Here is a 13652-nt window from a genome sequence, read left to right as displayed (position 1 = left end):
CAGCCCGCCCCTCAGCCAGCCTGTCCCTCAGCCCGCCTTGCGCTGGCCGGCCTCGCTCTGCGCATAGGCGCTGCCGAAGCGGTTGGCGAGGAAGCGCTCCAGCGGGATGTCCTCCTGCCGGATGAAGCCGGACGACGGCAGCGCGCCGTCGGCCAGCATGTCGAGCACGGCGCAGATGCCGCTGGCGGTGGTGATCTGGATGGCGCTCAGCAGCTTGCCGGCCACCACGCCGCTGTAGATCTTGTTGGCGTAGGTTTCCTGCACCAGCCGGCCGTTCTGGCGGCCGCTGACGGTGACGAACACGATCACCACGTCCTGCGTCGTCGTCGGCAGGGCGTTCTCCAGGATGTCCTTCAGCACCTCGCGGCGATGCCTAAGGCCAAGGTCATTCAGCAGCGCCTTCATGATCGACGCGTGTCCCGGATAGCGGATGGTCTTGTAGTTGAGCGTCCGCACCTTGCCCTTCAGCGTCTCGCACAGGGTGCCGAGGCCGCCGGAGGTGTTGAAGGCCTCGTAGGCGACGCCATCGAGGGCGAATTCCTCGCGTTCCTCCAGCGCCGGCACCTCGATCAGGTTGCCTTCGACGATGGCCTCGCAGGGTTCGATGTATTCGTTGATGACCCCGTCCGTGCTCCAGGTCAGGTTGTAGTTGAGCGCGTTGGAGGGATACTGGGGCAGGGCGCCCACCCGCATCCGCACCGCTTCGAGACTGTCGAAATGGCGGGCGAGATCATGCGCCACGATGGAGATGAAGCCGGGCGCGAGCCCGCACTGCGGAATGAAGGCGGTCGAGGCCGTCGCCGCGATCTCCTTCACCTGCCGGGTGGACTCCACGTCCTCGGTCAGGTCCATGTAATGCACGCCCGCCGCCGCCGCGGCCCTGGCGATGCTGACGGTCAGGTGGAACGGCGCTGCCGACAGCACCGCGAACTTGCCCCGCAGGACCTCGGTCAGTCCCGCCCCGTCGGCAATGTCGAGGGCCACGGGGGTCACCGCCTTGTGCGCATCGAGCTGTGCCAGATCGGCCGGTGTGCGGTCGATCACCGTGACCTGATAGTCGCCCGTCGCAGCCAGGATGCGGGTGATGGTGGAGCCGATCTTGCCGGCCCCGATGACGGCTACATGCTTCATGCTGTCCCCTCCAGGATCGTTTCCGGTCAGGATGCGCGAAACACTGGTCGATTCACAGCGTTGAAACGGGCATAATGACGCTCAGATTTGGGCGATATGACGAGCTGATTGGTCATAGTGACAGCGAGGGAGCAAAATCGACATGACCACGGTGACGATCACGGACGCAGACCGCGCGCTTCTCGATCTCCTTGGCCAGAATGCGCGCATGCCCACGGCGACACTGGCGCGCCGGCTCGGCCTGTCGCGCACCACGGTGCAGGCGCGGCTGGAGCGGCTGGAGCGGGAAGGGGTCATCACCGGCTATGGCGTGCGCCTGTCGGACGAGTACCGCGGCGGCTTCGTCAAGGCGCATGTGCTGATCACGCTGGCGCCGAAGTCCCTGCCGCGCGTCACGGCGGAGCTGAACGGCATTCCCGAGGTGCGCACGCTGCACTCGGTCAGCGGCACCTATGACCTCATCGCCATCGTCTCCGCCGCCTCCATCGCCGAGCTCGACCACCTGATCGACCGCATCGGCGCGCTGGAGGGGGTGGAGCGGACGCTGTCCTCCATCATCCTCTCGACACGCATCCAGCGCTGAGACCGGCCCGCGCGCACGCTTGCAAGCGGCGCGACGCCAGGTCGGAGCGGCCGGCAGGCCGATCATCGGGCCCGGTGCCGCAGCCCGGCTTTTTCCGGTTCAACTCCGGCCGCAAAGGCACTAGAAGTCGGACACGATCTCCGCCACCGGACGCCCCGGCGCCGGTCAGGACACCAGAACCACGGACCCATTCCATGTCGCTTGTCGATTCCGTCACCAAGGCCTTCGTGCCGATCCACCGCGAGGGCTGGCCCTTCATCGCCATCGCGCTTGCCGCCACGCTGATCATCGGCTGGTTCGTCGAGCCGCTGTTCTGGATCGGTCTCTTCCTCACCGGCTGGGTCTGCTACTTCTTCCGCGATCCGCAGCGCGTCACGCCGGTGCAGGACGGGCTGGTGATCTCGCCCGCCGACGGCATCGTCAGCCAGGTCGGCCCCTGCCGGCCGCCGGCCGAGCTGGATCTCGGCGCCGAGCCGATGATGCGCATCTCCGTGTTCATGAACGTCTTCAACTGCCACGTGAACCGCGCCCCGGTGAGCGGCCGCATCGCCCGGGTTGCCTACAAGCCCGGCAAGTTCATCAATGCCGAGCTCGACAAGGCCTCCGAGGACAACGAGCGCAACGGCCTCGTCATCGAGCACGGCGACGTGCGCATCGGCGTGGTGCAGATCGCGGGCCTCGTTGCCCGCCGCATCGTCTGCTTCGTGCGGGAGGGCGAGACCATCAACGCCGGCGAGCGCTTCGGCCTGATCCGGTTCGGCTCGCGCCTCGACATCTACATGCCCATGGGCACCGTGCCGAAGGTGGCGCTCGGCCAGACCATGATTGCGGGTGAGACCGTGCTGGCCGATCTCTCGGCCGCCCCGGGCTCCGGCCAGCCGCTGACGCGGGTCAACTGAGGCGCGACAAGGACAGGGAGCACGGAAGGCATGAGCGTGACACCGCCCTTTGCCAGCTTCGATCCGGGTGACGACGGCAGCCCCGGCCGCCGCCGCAGCCGCTTCGCCAAGGTGCCGCTGCGCCTCATCCTGCCCAATCTGGTGACGCTGCTGGCGCTGTGCTCGGGTCTGACCGGCATCCGCATGGCGCTGGAAGGGCGGTGGGAATTCGCGGTCGGCGCCGTCCTGCTGGCGGCCGTGCTCGATGCGCTGGACGGCCGCGTCGCCCGTCTGCTCAAGGGCACCTCGAAATTCGGGGCCGAGCTGGATTCGCTGGCCGATTTCGTCAATTTCGGCGTCACGCCGGCGCTGATGCTCTATGTCTGGCTGCTCGACGAGGCGCGGTCGCTCGGCTGGATCGCGGCGCTCGCCTACGCGATCTGCGCCGCCCTGCGCCTCGCCCGTTTCAACGCGGCGCTGGATGACCCCGACAAGCCGGCCTGGTCGGTGCATTTCTTCACCGGCGTTCCGGCTCCGGCCGGCGCGCTCACGGTGCTGATGCCGATCTATCTGGAGTTTCTCGGCGTCCTGCCGCACTGGCCGGAACTCGCCCCGCCCGTTGCCCTTTACACGGTCTGCATCGGCTTCCTGATGATCAGCCGCCTGCCGACCTATTCCGGCAAGAAGGTGGGCACCCGGGTGCGCCGCGACCTGGTGCTGCCGCTGTTCGTGCTGGCGGTGCTGCTGGTCGCGCTCACGGTCAGCTATCCCTACGAGATGCTGGCCATCGCAACGCTCGCCTATCTCGCGTCCATTCCCTTCGCGCTGCGCAGCTACCGGGCCCATGCCCGCGCCGATGCCGCCGGCGTGCGCCCGCCGCTCGCGCATTCACCGGACGAGGATGAGGACGACGAAGAAGTGGGGGGCAGGGACGACACGCTGACCGATGACGTCCAGCCCGACCCGACTGTGGATCGCAAGCCGGACTGACCGCGCGTCTCGCAACATCATCGCCCAAACAAAAACACCGCCGGATCGCTCCGGCGGTGTTTTTTGTCGTGTCGCGCGATCACTCGGCCGCGTGCGGCAGGGCCACCGGCGGGGCAGGGGGCTCCTTGCGCGCCGGCAGCGGCACCACCGGGGCGACCGGTGCGGGCATTGCGGCCGCCGCGAGGGCGGTCGCCGGCTCGGGCGCGGCATTGGCCGGCGGGCCGCCAGCCTCCGCATCGCCCCTCTTGCCGCGGAACCGGCTGAGCGTCTGCCCCCAGGTCGACGGCATCGCGATCAGCACCGGCACCATCACCAGCGTCAGCAGGGTCGAGAAGCCGAGACCGAAGATCACTGCCGTCGACAGCTGCACCCACCACACCGAGGTGATGCCGCCAAACGCGGTCACCTGGTTGACGAAGTCCAGGTTGAGCTGGGTCGCCATCGGCACCAGACCGATGATCGTCGTGATCGTCGTCAGCAGGATCGGCCGCAGCCGCTGCAGCGAGGTCTTGAGGATCGCGTCCAGCGGCGGCATCCCGTCCTCGTCGCGGAACCGGTTGTAGGTGTCGAGCAGGATGATGGCGTTGTTCACCACGATGCCGGCCAGCGCCACGATCCCGGTTCCGGTCATGATGATCGAGAACTTCTGTCCCGTGACCCACATGCCGGCCAGCACGCCGAACACCGACAGCACCACGGTCATGAGCGTGATGATCGTCTGGTAGAACGAGTTGTACTGGGTCAGCAGGATGATGAACATCAGGAACAGCGAGCCGATCATCGCGTTCATGAGGAACGCACCGGACTCCTTCTGGTCCTCGTCCGCGCCCCGGAACTTCAGCGTCACCGTGTCCGGCCAGCTCTGCCCGTCCAGCCAGGTCTGCAGCTCGCGGACCTTGTCGTCGGGCAGCACGCCGGCAGGCTTGTCGACGCCGGCCTTCAGCATCATCGAATACTGGCCGTCCCGCCGGGTGATCGACGACACCTTCTGCGCCGGTTCGCGGGTGACGAAGTTGGCCAGCGGCACGAGGCCGAGCGGCGTCTGCAGGCGCAGTTCGTCGAACCGGTCCAGCGTGCGCTCCTCTTCCGGCAGGCGGACACGGATGTCCACCTCGTCCTCGCTGTCGTTCGGCCGGTACTTGCCGATCAGCACGCCATTGGTGACGAGCTGGACCATGCTGCCGACCTGGGCGATGCCGGCCTGGTAGCGTCCGGCCTGTTCCCGGTCGATGGCCAGCTGCCATTCGATGCCCGGCAGCGGCCGGTCGTCTTCCTGGTCAAGCAGGCCCTCCATGCCGTTCATGTGCGCCCGGATCCGGGCCACGGTCTCGACGACCGTGTCATACTCCGGCGCGCGCACTTCCAGCTGGATGTCCTTGCCCGTCGGCGGACCGCCCTCGATCTTGCGCAGCTCCACCTTGATGCCGGGAAGCGGTGCCGTCCGGTCGCGGATCTCCTGCGCGATCTCCTGGTAGCGCCGGCGGCAGCAGTAGTCCGCAAGGTCCATCTGGATCTCGCCGATCACGTCGGCCGGCTTGCCTTGGATGCCGAGCCCGTCGCCGCCTCCGCCGCCGCCACCGGGGGCGAAGGCCGAGGTGACGATGTTCTCGACGCCGGCGGTCTGCAGCACCTCGCGCTCCACGCCGGCCACCAGGTCCCGCGCTTCCGCGGCCGACAGGTTGCCGCGTCCGGAGATCAGCACCACCGCCTGGTCGGGCTCCTCGTCGACGAAGAACTCGACACCGGCGCTGTTGTTGGAAAAGCCGATGAAGATCCAGACGCACAGCGCCATCATGCTGCCGAGCGCCACCACGTTTCCGGTCACCGTGCCGGCGAGGTACTTCAGGCCGCGCACATAGACACCACCGAGGCCCGTCACGTCCTTCACGTCGAAGCGGGAGCTGCCCGACAGGATCTCGGCCCGGGCCTTGTCGGCCACCGCCCGTTCGGCCGCCCGCGCCTGCGACCAGCGCACCACCGGCTTCAGCAGGCCATAGGCCAGCGTGCCGGTCACCAGGGCCGCCACGGCCGCAAGCGGAATGGCGAAGCCTTCGGGCAGGACGACACCGACCAGCGGCGCCTCGACCACCGTGGTCGCGGCAATCAGGCCGAACACACCGGCCAGGATCACCGTCGCGTGACGCGAGACGAAATGCGACACCGCCGCCAGGATGCCGCCGGTCACCGGGATGAACACCGTTGCCGTGATCGTCGCCGCCGTCAGGACGATGATGACCATGATCGGCAGGTAGCTCATGAACTCGCCCGCCACGCCCGGCCACAGCAGCATCGGCAGGAAGGCCGCCAGCGTCGTCGCGGTCGAGGACATGATCGGCCAGAACATCAGCTTGGCCGCCCGGATGTAGGCCTCCAGATCCTCCATCCCCTCGGCGATCTTGCGGTCGGCGTATTCCACCATGACGATGGCGCCGTCCACCAGCATGCCCACCGTCAGCACCAGGCCGAACATCACCATGATGTTCACGGTGTAGCCGAGCCCGGCCAGGATCAGGAAGCCGACCATGAAGCTGGTCGGGATGGCGAGACCGACCAGCAGCGCCGACCGGATGCCGAGCGAACCGACGATCAGCACCATCACCAGGAAGATCGCGGTGAGGATCGAGGATTCGAGCGAGCCCAGCACCTCGAAGATGTTGGCCGACTGGTCCAGCAGGAAGTCGACGCGGATCGTCTCCGGCCAGTCGCGCGAGGCAGCTTCCACGACCTGGCGCACCGCCTCGTTGTTCTCGATGACGTTGGTGCCGATCCGCTTGGTCACGTTGAGCGCGATGGCGGGCTGGCCGTTCACGCGGGTGTAGGAGGTGGCATCCTTGAAGGTGCGGCGGATTTCGGCGACGTCGCCGAGCGTGACGACGCCCTCGCCATACTGCTTCAGCGGCAGCGAGTAGACGTCTTCTGCCGTCTGGACCAGGCCGGGAACCTTGACGTTGAACCGGCCTGCGCCGCTGTCGAGGAAGCCGGCCGGCACGAGCTGGTTGTTCTGGGTGAGGGAGTTCAGCAGCTCCTGCTGGGTGATCGCGTAGGATTCCAGCTTGCGCGTGTCGATCAGCACCTCCAGCAGCTCGTCCCGGTGGCCGGACAGATCAGCCGAGCGCACCGTGTCGATCGCCTCGATCTGGTCCTTCAGCTTGCGGGCGTGCTGGTAGAGCGTGCGCTCCGGCACGTTGCCGGACAGGGTGACGGTGATCGTCGGGGCCAGCGCGAAGTTGGTCTCCGAGATCGTCGGCTCGTCGGCTTCTGCCGGCAGCTTGGCCTTGGCCTGGTCCACCTTGTCGCGGACATCGGCCATCGCCTCGTCCTTGTTGAACGAGATGTCGAACTCCAGGATGATGCCGGCGTGCCCTTCGGAGGCAACAGCCGTCAGCTCCTTGAGCCCGTCAAGGCCACGCAGCTCCGTCTCCATCGGCCGCACGAGCAGGCGCTCGGCGTCCTCCGGCGAGATGCCCTGCTGGCTGATGGACACGTAGAACACCGGAACGTCGATGTCCGGGCTGTCTTCCTTGGGGATCCCGATATAGGTGATGGTGCCCGCGATCACGAGCGCCACCATCATCACGAACACCGTCTTGGGACGGCGCAGGATGGCTTCCAGCATCTCGATCATTGTGCGGCCTCCGCCACTTCGACCACCGGCTCCACGAGCTGGCCGTCACTCACGTAGTCCTGCCCGACAACGATCACGCGCGCGGTGTCCGGCAGGCCGCCGATCCACACGCCGTCGGCCTCCCCGCCCAGCACGGTGACCGGCATGAACCGGGCCTTGTTGCTGGCGTCGACCGTGCGCACGCCGACGCGGCCCGCATCATCCAGGGTCAGGATCGCCGGCGACACCTTGTGCGCCTTCGTTGCCTGCAGCGGCAGGCGGGTGACCGCGGTGGTTCCGTCCTTGGCCTGACCGTCGGCGTTCGGGATCTCGATCTCGACGCGGAAGGTGCGGGTGTTGGGGTCGGCCGCAGGGGCGACATAGCGCACCGTGCCGGAGGCCGACTGTCCGGTGATCAGCTCCACCTGGGCAGCCATGCCGGCCCGGATCAGGCCGACATTCAGTTCCGAGACCTGGCCGATGGCGATCATCGGGTCCGCGTCGACGATGGTGCCGCAGGCCGCACCGATCGCCAGATGGTCGCCCACCTTGGCCATCGGGCTTTCGACGATGCCGCTGACCGGTGCGCGGATCACGGTGCGGTCGAGTTCGATCTCGGCTTCCTCAAGCCGGGCCGAGGCGGCATCGAGCGCAGCGCGCAGGGCCGCAACCCGGTTTTCGGCCGCAAAGCCCTTGGTGCTGAGCTGGCTGGCCGCGTCGAAGTCGACCTTGGCCTGGGCGAGCTGGGCCTTTGCTTCCAGCACGCGGGCCTCGCGCGAACCGCTGTCCAGCACGCACATCACGTCGCCGGCTGCGATCCGGGCGCCTTCGCGCGCCGGTCGTTCGAGCATCCGGCCGTTGGTTTCGGCCCGGACGGTGACCTTGGCCTCCGCCTCGGTGATCCCGCGGATCTCGAGCGTCGACGTGCGGTCGACGGCGACCATGTCGCGCACGCTCACCCGGAAGGCTGCGGCCATCTGGCTTTCCTGTCGCTGGGCGGGCGGCGGGGTGGCGTTCTCGGCATCGGCGCGGCCGCCGACGACGACGGTTCCGCTCCACATCCAGAAGCCCACGCCGCCGGCAATCATCGCCGCGAGCACATAGGACATCTTCACTTGCATCACCTGCACTCCGAAATGCGGGTCAAAAGGGATAAGGGTGTCATTCCGCGGCTTCACCGGCCCCCGCACAGACCGGACCGGCATCGGCCATGCGCTCCAGCGCGGCCCGGTTGCCTTCCAGGTAGGCGAGGTTCTGTTCCATGCAGGTGATGCCGCACTTGATCGTCCAGAGCGTGGCCGGGTGGTCGCAGTCGGCCGTCATCTCCTTGAGCTGGGCTATTTCCGTCCGGATCTGGTCCATGTGCCGGTCGATGGCCCGCCGCACGACCGCCCCGCCGACCAGGTCGGCGCACATGGCGACGAGCAGGAAGGGCGAGCGGAAGGTGTCCTTGGCCAGCGGCTCGCTGAGCAGGGACTTCAGCTCCTGCCGTCCCGCCTGCGTCAGCGAATAGACCTTGCGCGCCGGCTTGCCGTCCTGCGGGTCGAGCCGGACCGTGACAAGCCCCTCCGCCTCCAGACGCGCCAGCGTCGGGTAGATCGAGCCGAAGCTCGCCTCCTCGAAATAGCTGAACTCGCCTTCCGTCGAGGCCTTGCGGATCTCGTAACCGGTGGCGTCACCGAAGTTCAGGATGGCCAGGCAAAGTCTGCGCACGCTCATGGTTCCAGTGGTGCCCCGTTGGTCTTGATCCGGCGGACACCTGTCCGCCGGGTCTGGTCCTTGAAGGTCCGGCCGCCTCGCGGCGCCCGGCAGTCTTCCCGATGGCCAGCCGGCAGCCAGCCGATGCTCGGCGTCGCGGTGCGCCGGACCCCGATCCGGCAGCCGCTCGCGTCTTCCATCGACCGGACCGGCAGGGGCATGCTGTTTTGCGCCGCAATACGCACCTGCCGGCCGACTGGACCTGTCCGCCGGAGCGCACCTGCGTCAGCCCCGTGCCGGGGGCAGGTTCGCTCTTGACGTCCGGATCGCCCGGCTTATCTCGCCCTCAACCCGGGTCCCTTTCCGGCTTGCAGGCCTCTACGTCCGCCACGACATATCGGATCGATATATATCACTTCAATATAGGCTGGCAATTGACGTAAGGGTGATGCGGGTTTGCAGCCGCGTGGCAACCGGCCCGGAGCGCCTGCGGTGGATCACCGCGCCGGCTCCGTCTTTTTGGCCATTGCGGCCGGGCGAAGGCTGTCGCATGCTGGCGAAGTGCTTCGCTGGCTGAGCGATCCGGCGCCGGCCGACATCCGGCGCCGTCCCTGATCCTCCGGGGTGCGAGAACAACAAACCGGACGCCGGTCCACCGGTGCTCCAGCTGTGCAACCAGATCCGATCTGGAGGTCCCCCATGACAGACCTGCCGTTCCTGCGTGCCCTTGCCGACCGGTTTCTTCCGCAAGACCCGCTGTTCCGCCTGCTGACCATCAATGGTGTCCTTGGCTGTGCCATCGCCATGCTGGTGTTCGCCGGCCTGCTCCTGACCAACACCGCCGGGCTTTATGACCTGATTGCCACCGCCGACGAGCCCGTTGTGCCGCTGGTGCTGCTGGCCTTCGGTCTGGTCATCACCCTCGGCTCCGCCGTCATGGGCAGCGCGATCATGCTGGTTTCCGGCGACGACGAGGACGGCAGCGGCCGCCGCGACCGCGCCGATGCGGCACTGGTCCCGATCCGCGTCGAGGCCCGCACCGCTCGCCGTCAGGTCCTGCCGCGCGACTGATGCCGGCCTGCGGGCCTGATCGTCCATGGGCCCGCCGCATCCTGCCCCCGCGCAACTGCGGCTTGCCAAAGCGGCGCGGGTCAGGTTCCATAGCCTGAATTTGCAGAAGGAATTCAGGTGCATGGACGCTTCAAACCCGCGTGACCCGTCCTACCCGCGCGACATGCGCGGCTACGGCCGCACCCCGCCGCATCCGCGCTGGCCGGGGGAGGCCAACGTCGCCGTGCAATTTGTCGTGAACTACGAGGAAGGCGGCGAGAACAACATCCTGCACGGCGATCCGGCCTCCGAGGCCTTCCTGTCCGAGATCGTCGGGGCGCAGCCCTGGCCGGGCAAGCGCCACTGGAACATGGAATCCATTTACGAGTACGGCTCGCGTGCCGGCTTCTGGCGGCTGTGGCGCCTGTTCACCAGCCGCAACATCCCCGTCACCGTCTATGGCGTCGCCACCGCGCTCGCCCGCAATCCGGACGTGGTCGCGGCCATGAAGGAGGCCGACTGGGAAATCGCCTCGCACGGCCTCAAGTGGATCGAGCACGCCGACATGCCGGAGGAGGTGGAGCGCGCCCAGATCCTCGAGGCCATCCGCCTGCATGAGGAGGTGACCGGCTCACGCCCGATGGGCTGGTACACCGGCCGCTGCTCCATGAACACCCGCCGCCTCGTCATGGAAACCGGCGGTTTCCTCTATGACAGCGACAGCTACGCCGACGATCTGCCCTATTGGGTCGAGGGCCCGAACGGGCCGCATCTGGTCATTCCCTACACGCTCGACGCCAACGACATGCGCTTCGCCACGCCCCAGGGCTTCAACACCGGTGACCACTTCTTCGACTATCTCAAGGACAGCTTCGACACGCTCTATCGCGAGGGCGAGGAGGGCAGCCCGAAGATGATGTCGATCGGCCTGCATTGCCGCCTCGTCGGACGTCCGGGCCGGGCTGCCGCGCTCGCCCGCTTCCTCGACTATGTCGCCGGCCACGACAAGGTCTGGCTCACCCGCCGCATCGACATCGCCTGGCACTGGCACGCCCACCACTCCGCCGGGTGAGGGCACTTGATGGGGCTTGGGGCGGTTCATGCCGGATCGCCCGGCCCATGTCCTCCAAACCCTGAGCCCACCATGCCGTCGCCCGCGTCCCTTCCCAGCTACCACCTCTACGGCGAGACCGAGGGCGCGGCGGAGTTTGACTTCTTCCACATCGAGACCATCCGCGCCCGCTCCCGGGCGCTCGGCTGGCAGCTCGAGCCCCATGCCCACGCCCATCTGGCCCAGGTGCTGCACATCACGCGGGGCGGCGGGCGGCTGGTGGAGGAGGGCGGCGAGCGCGAGATCCGCCCCGGCGGCCTCTGCTTCACCCCGCCGCACACGCTGCATGGCTGGAGCTTCCAGCCCGACACCGAGGGCTATGTCGTCTCCTTCACGCCCGACTACCTGGTCTCCGGCGGCACCACCCGCTCGGAAGCCGAGCAGCGCGCGCTGACCTCCAGCGGCAACACGCTGATCCATCCCGAGGCCGATGGCGCCCGCCTTGGCTTCTACTGCGCCGAGATGGCAGCCGAATTCGACACCGGCCGCCGCCGCCGCGCCCTGTTCCGCCCGCTCGTGGCCCTGACGCTCCTGGTGCTGTTTCCCGGCGAAGGCGCCGCCGTTGCCCCCGATGCCGCGCCCGGTTTTTCCCTGTTCCGCTTTCGCCAGCTGGTCGAGGAGCGCTACCGCCAGGACTGGAACGCCGAGCCCTATGCCGAGGCCATGGGCCTCACCGTGCAGCGGCTCAACCGCTACTGCCGCCTGTTCATCGGCCGCACCGCGCCCCAGGCGGTGCGCGAGCGCCTCATCATCGAGGCGCGCCGCCTGCTCGCCTTTTCCGGCCTCAGCGTGTCCCAGGTCGCCTATGAGCTGGGCTTCGAGGATCCGGCCTATTTCTCCCGCGTCTTCCGCAAGGAGACCGGCGAGGCGCCGGCCGATTTCCGCGCCCGCCACCGCGACGACGGCCCCGCCTGATCCGTCGTTTCCGAAGTTAGTGAATCGTCAACATTAACGATGTTTTAACAATTTGAGTTAATTTCGCGTAAAGGGTGTGGGGTTGGCCGCCTGCCTGCGTTAATCCTGAGGTCCTGGCTGTGAACCGACCGGACCGTGCCGCATGCCCCGTCTCTTGACCCTGACACCCCGCTATGCCGGGCTGTATTTGACTGCGATCAACCTGGTGCTCGTCGCCGGGCTGGTCGGGCTGGATCCGGATGCGGTTGCCGACATGGCCGAGGATGTCGTGCCTCCGGCGGCAGCCCGGCAGACCTCGGGCGGTCTGGTTCCGATCAGCGAACTCTGCCAGCCTTGCACGCGGCTGGTGCAGGACGTGATTGCCTTCGACCGCCGGATCACCGCCGAGGCCGCTGCGGTCGTCGGCACCCTGCTGCCCGCCGCCGGCCGCGATCCGCAGCCGGGCGCTGGGCTGGCGGCTGCGGACAACTCTGATCAGGAGGGCCCCGCTCAGTAGGGCAATCCGGCGTAGTTCTCCGCAAGGCTCGTCTGCGCGGCCTGCGATCCGGCGAGATAATCCATTTCCGCCTGCTGCATCCGCGCGTCGAAGGCGCCTTCCTCTGGAAACCGGTGCAACAGCCGCGTCATCCACCAGGAGAAGCGTTCCGCCTTCCAGATCCGCGCCAGCGCCCGCGCCGAATAGGCATCGATCCCTGCCTCGGACTTCTCGCGGTAGACCTCGATCAGGCCTTCCGAGAGATAATGGATATCGGAGGCGGCCAGATTGAGCCCCTTCGCCCCCGTCGGCGGCACGATATGGCCCGCGTCCCCGGCCAGGAACAGCCGGCCAAAGCGCAGCGGTTCGGCGACGAAGCTGCGCAAGGGGGCAATGCTCTTCTCGATCGACGGTCCCGTCGTCATCCGCGCGGCCGCTTCCTCGCCCAGCCGGCGCTTCAGCTCGTCCCAGATCGCCGCATCCGGCCAGGCCTCCAGCGGCGTGTCGAGCGGCACCTGGATGTAGTAGCGCGACAGGCTGTGCGAGCGCATCGAGGCCAGCGCGAAACCGCGCGGGTGGTTGGCATAGATCAGCTCGTGGTCCACCGGCGGCACATGCGCCAGGATGCCGAGCCAGCCGAAGGGATAGACCTTCTCGTAGTCGGTGATCGCCCCTTTGGGCACGCTCGCCCGCGCCACGCCATGGTAGCCGTCGCAGCCGCAGATGAAGTCGCAGGCGATCTCCCGCGTCACCCCGTCCTGCACATAGGTCACCCGCGGCTGGTCGCCGTCGAAGTCGAGCGGCGTCACCGCCTCGGCCTCGTAAATGACCTGTGCGCCCCGCGCCGCATGCGCCTGCATCAGGTCCCGCGTCACCTCGGTCTGGCCATAGACCATGACGCTGCGCCCGGTCAGCCGCTTCAGGTCGATCCGGAGCGCCGTCTCGCCCACGGCAAGGCGGAAGCCGTCATGCGGCAGCCCGATCTCGTGCATGCGCTGGCCCAGTCCGGCACGTTCCAGCATGTCCACCATGCCCTGTTCCAGCACGCCGGCGCGGATGCGCGACAGCACATAGTCGGCGCTCTTGCGCTCCAGCACCACGCAATCGATGCCGTTCAGATGCAGAAGCTGCGACAGCAGCAGGCCCGACGGCCCGGCTCCAATGATGACGACCTGCGTCCGCACGGGGATCTCCTCCTCTCCCGGCCGCCCCTCCGC

The 13652-nt window shown here is 67.7% G+C and carries 12 protein-coding genes; 7 read left to right on the top strand and 5 right to left on the bottom strand.

Going from position 1 to position 13652, the window contains the following annotated elements; genetic code table 11:
- Positions 1–27 precede the first annotated feature (27 nt).
- Positions 28–1131, bottom strand: a complete 1104-nt coding sequence (locus tag GWI72_RS08450) for a saccharopine dehydrogenase family protein (protein ID WP_161708356.1) — start codon at positions 1129–1131, stop codon at positions 28–30.
- A gap of 142 nt (positions 1132–1273) precedes the next feature.
- Between GWI72_RS08450 and GWI72_RS08445 the strand changes: the two genes are divergently transcribed.
- The 3 genes from GWI72_RS08445 to GWI72_RS08435 all read left to right on the top strand — a co-directional run bounded on the left by GWI72_RS08445 (position 1274) and on the right by GWI72_RS08435 (position 3582).
- Positions 1274–1714: an Lrp/AsnC family transcriptional regulator gene (locus GWI72_RS08445; protein ID WP_179956042.1), complete on the top strand. Its 441-nt coding sequence runs from the start codon at positions 1274–1276 to the stop codon at positions 1712–1714.
- 74 nt (positions 1715–1788) lie between these two features.
- A complete protein-coding gene (locus GWI72_RS08440; RefSeq protein ID WP_348272654.1) occupies positions 1789–2613 on the top strand; it encodes a phosphatidylserine decarboxylase in 825 nt (274 codons plus the stop codon).
- A gap of 30 nt (positions 2614–2643) precedes the next feature.
- Complete coding sequence (locus tag GWI72_RS08435; protein WP_179956041.1) at positions 2644–3582, top strand: CDP-alcohol phosphatidyltransferase family protein; 939 nt, start codon at positions 2644–2646, stop codon at positions 3580–3582.
- Between the two features lie 79 nt (positions 3583–3661).
- On the opposite strand, the gene GWI72_RS20160 is transcribed toward GWI72_RS08435, so the two are convergent.
- From GWI72_RS20160 to GWI72_RS08420, 3 genes are read right to left on the bottom strand one after another with little or no spacing between them, the layout of a single operon-like run.
- Entirely contained in the window at positions 3662–7207 is a 3546-nt protein-coding gene (locus GWI72_RS20160) for an efflux RND transporter permease subunit (RefSeq protein WP_244314219.1), read from the bottom strand.
- Complete coding sequence (locus GWI72_RS08425; protein ID WP_161708355.1) at positions 7204–8307, bottom strand: efflux RND transporter periplasmic adaptor subunit; 1104 nt, start codon at positions 8305–8307, stop codon at positions 7204–7206. Before GWI72_RS08425 ends, GWI72_RS20160 begins: the two co-directional genes overlap by 4 nt.
- Positions 8308–8347: 40 nt before the next feature.
- Positions 8348–8905: a PadR family transcriptional regulator gene (locus GWI72_RS08420; protein ID WP_161673750.1), complete on the bottom strand. Its 558-nt coding sequence runs from the start codon at positions 8903–8905 to the stop codon at positions 8348–8350.
- Positions 8906–9583: 678 nt separating this feature from the next.
- Between GWI72_RS08420 and GWI72_RS08415 the strand changes: the two genes are divergently transcribed.
- From GWI72_RS08415 to GWI72_RS08400, 4 genes are all read left to right on the top strand, one after another.
- On the top strand, positions 9584–9955 hold the full coding sequence (locus GWI72_RS08415; protein ID WP_161673748.1) for a hypothetical protein: 372 nt from the start codon (positions 9584–9586) through the stop codon (positions 9953–9955).
- 121 nt (positions 9956–10076) lie between these two features.
- Positions 10077–11006, top strand: coding sequence for an allantoinase PuuE (gene puuE, locus GWI72_RS08410; RefSeq protein ID WP_161673746.1), 930 nt, complete (start codon positions 10077–10079; stop codon positions 11004–11006).
- Positions 11007–11078: 72 nt separating this feature from the next.
- Positions 11079–11960, top strand: a complete 882-nt coding sequence (locus tag GWI72_RS08405) for a helix-turn-helix domain-containing protein (RefSeq protein WP_161673744.1) — start codon at positions 11079–11081, stop codon at positions 11958–11960.
- A 142-nt stretch (positions 11961–12102) separates the two neighbouring features.
- Positions 12103–12456, top strand: coding sequence for a hypothetical protein (locus GWI72_RS08400; protein WP_161708354.1), 354 nt, complete (start codon positions 12103–12105; stop codon positions 12454–12456).
- Here GWI72_RS08400 and pobA read toward each other — a convergent pair.
- Entirely contained in the window at positions 12450–13619 is a 1170-nt protein-coding gene (gene pobA / locus GWI72_RS08395) for a 4-hydroxybenzoate 3-monooxygenase (protein WP_161708353.1), read from the bottom strand. The genes GWI72_RS08400 and pobA overlap by 7 nt on opposite strands.
- Between the last annotated feature and the right edge of the window lie 33 nt (positions 13620–13652).

It is taken from the genome of Pannonibacter sp. XCT-53 (genome assembly GCF_009915765.1).
Lineage (GTDB): Bacteria > Pseudomonadota > Alphaproteobacteria > Rhizobiales > Stappiaceae > Pannonibacter > Pannonibacter tanglangensis.
This window is presented reverse-complemented; position numbering and strand designations above follow the sequence as displayed.

What these genes read in the sequence shown, in the direction of transcription:
- GWI72_RS08450 (WP_161708356.1), bottom strand. Translation starts at nt 1,131, where the DNA reads ATGAAGCATGTAGCCGTCATCGGGGCCGGCAAGATCGGCTCCACCATC.
- GWI72_RS08445 (WP_179956042.1), top strand. Translation starts at nt 1,274, where the DNA reads ATGACCACGGTGACGATCACGGACGCAGACCGCGCGCTTCTCGATCTC.
- GWI72_RS08435 (WP_179956041.1), top strand. Translation starts at nt 2,644, where the DNA reads ATGAGCGTGACACCGCCCTTTGCCAGCTTCGATCCGGGTGACGACGGC.
- GWI72_RS20160 (WP_244314219.1), bottom strand. Translation starts at nt 7,207, where the DNA reads ATGATCGAGATGCTGGAAGCCATCCTGCGCCGTCCCAAGACGGTGTTC.
- GWI72_RS08425 (WP_161708355.1), bottom strand. Translation starts at nt 8,307, where the DNA reads ATGCAAGTGAAGATGTCCTATGTGCTCGCGGCGATGATTGCCGGCGGC.
- GWI72_RS08420 (WP_161673750.1), bottom strand. Translation starts at nt 8,905, where the DNA reads ATGAGCGTGCGCAGACTTTGCCTGGCCATCCTGAACTTCGGTGACGCC.
- GWI72_RS08415 (WP_161673748.1), top strand. Translation starts at nt 9,584, where the DNA reads ATGACAGACCTGCCGTTCCTGCGTGCCCTTGCCGACCGGTTTCTTCCG.
- puuE (WP_161673746.1), top strand. Translation starts at nt 10,077, where the DNA reads ATGGACGCTTCAAACCCGCGTGACCCGTCCTACCCGCGCGACATGCGC.
- GWI72_RS08405 (WP_161673744.1), top strand. Translation starts at nt 11,079, where the DNA reads ATGCCGTCGCCCGCGTCCCTTCCCAGCTACCACCTCTACGGCGAGACC.
- GWI72_RS08400 (WP_161708354.1), top strand. Translation starts at nt 12,103, where the DNA reads ATGCCCCGTCTCTTGACCCTGACACCCCGCTATGCCGGGCTGTATTTG.